Consider the following 1,154-nt stretch of genomic DNA (forward strand, 5'->3'; position numbering starts at 1 on the left):
CCGATTACGGCTGCTTTGCCGAAATCGAAGAAGGTGTGGAAGGCCTGGTTCACGTTTCCGAAATGGATTGGACCAACAAGAACATCCACCCGTCCAAGGTTGTAGAGATCGGCGACGAAGTGGAAGTGATGATCCTGGACATCGACGAAGATCGTCGTCGTATCTCCCTGGGTATCAAGCAGTGTCAGTCCAACCCGTGGGATGCCTTCGAACAGAAGTACCAGAAAGGCGAGCGCATCAGCGGCAAAATCAAGTCCATCACTGACTTCGGCATCTTCATCGGCCTGGAAGGCGGCATCGATGGTCTGGTGCACCTGTCAGACATTTCCTGGGAAGAGCAGGGCGAAGATGCCGTGCGTAACTTCAACAAGGGCGATGAGCTGGAAACCGTGGTACTTTCTATCGACGCAGAGCGCGAAAGAATTTCCTTGGGTATCAAGCAGTTGACAGATGATCCGTTTGCTCAGTATGTTGCTGCAAACGACAAGGGAACTATCGTTAAGGGTGTTGTGAAGGCAGTAGACGCGAAAGCGGCTATTGTTGAGCTGGCTGAGAACGTTGAAGCCACCCTGCGCGCGAGCGAAATCAGCCGTGATCGCGTTAACGATGCGACCGAGGTGCTCAAGGTCGGTGACGAGGTGGAAGCCAAAATCACCAACGTTGACCGCAAGAACCGTGTTCTCAGCTTGTCCATCAAGGCGAAGGATCAAGCTGATGAGCGTGAAGCCATCGAAGGTCATCAGGAGCAGCAAGACGCCAACGCTCCGAAGACCATTGGTGACTTGATCAAGAAACAAATGGAAAGCAGCAACGAGTCATAAACGGCTCCTCCCGGGGGCCGGCATCGCGCCGGCCCCACTGGGCTGGGAGCCCAGGGAGTAAGCTGTAATGGCATTAACCAAGTCAGAACTGATTGAGCGCATTGCCGACCGGCAAGCGCAGCTGTCCCCCAAGGATGTGGAGCTGGCAGTAAAGACCTTGATCGAGCAAATGGCCGATTCCCTGGCCGGCGGTGGTCGCATTGAAATTCGCGGCTTCGGCAGTTTTTCCCTCCATTTCCGCGCCCCCCGTGTGGGTCGCAATCCCAAAACCGGTGCCAGCGTCGAGCTGCACGGTAAATACGTTCCTCACTTTAAACCTGGCAAAGAGCTGCG

The 1,154-nt window shown here is 54.9% G+C and carries 2 protein-coding genes; both read left to right on the plus strand.

Annotated elements, in window-relative coordinates; translation table 11 throughout:
* A partial coding sequence (locus A3730_RS02565) for a S1 RNA-binding domain-containing protein (protein WP_156500826.1) occupies window positions 1-821 on the plus strand: 821 nt, incomplete at its 5' end.
* Between the two features lie 67 nt (window positions 822-888).
* On the plus strand, window positions 889-1,154 hold a 266-nt coding region (ihfB, locus tag A3730_RS02570), incomplete at its 3' end, for an integration host factor subunit beta (RefSeq protein ID WP_063537421.1).

Source organism: Alcanivorax sp. HI0044, from assembly GCF_001634945.1.